The sequence below is a fragment of the Vibrio sp. Y176 genome (genome assembly GCF_033438945.1).
This window is the reverse complement of record NZ_JAWOQS010000308.1, coordinates 1-823: the sequence shown is the minus strand read 5'-3', so window position 1 is coordinate 823 and position 823 is coordinate 1. Positions and strand designations below refer to the sequence as shown.

The following is an 823-nucleotide window of genomic DNA, read 5'->3' as shown; positions in this document are numbered from 1 at the left end:
AGCGTTAACTCGTGGTATCAAAGTCTTAACTGCACTGGACTACAGCTTTACCAACTATTCAAACTTCGCGAACCCTCTTTCTGAAGAGCATAACTCTATTGTGAAAGGCGACATCTGCTATATATGGCCGATTGATGTTTTGCTATTGGAGAACGTTTACAGCGATGGCCTGCCAGCGGTTGATGTTGATTACATGATCGTCGGCGAAAAAAGCTTGTGTCAGGCAGGGACGAAAATCAACAAACTTGCAGAACAAAAAGCAGGCTTTGCCCCTTCTTTGTCCTTCCTTCATGATATTGAATCCCACATTGTTGGTATCCATTACATCGATAAACGTGGTTATGTGATTTCGTCGCCCGATAAGTACGCGAAGAATTTTACTAAAGAGCTTTGGTCAACGTTAAAGGCGAGGCCATTCTGGCAAAAAACCGCGCAAGATAAGGTCAACATTACATTGGCTGGGCCTGGGCCGATGCTTGATTCCATGGAAGGGCAAATCATCAGTTTAACAGTGCCAATTTACGAAAAAGGCGTCCACCAAGGGGTGCTCTCGATTGATTTTGATGTCGATGCGCTGCTCACGACTTCTGAAAACCTTGTCGGGAAGCTGCACTTAGTTTCCAATTTCCAAACGATTCCTGAAGATGCCGTGCGGATCAAGCCCATTGAAAAAGAGCGCTTGAGTGCCAATCACAGTATTTATTACGAATATAACTTATGGAGCGAGATTAAGAATTTAACGTTCTTTGAAAAGTACAGCATCATGGTCGCGGTCTTCATTTACGTATTGAGTACCGTAGTACTGTTTTATGTCAACATGCAC

General features: G+C 43.6%; 1 protein-coding gene. It reads left to right on the top strand.

The annotated features are described in order from the left end of the window. Positions 1-823 (top strand): cache domain-containing protein (locus tag R7O13_RS25740; RefSeq protein ID WP_412125728.1); only part of this gene is annotated, 823 nt, incomplete at both ends.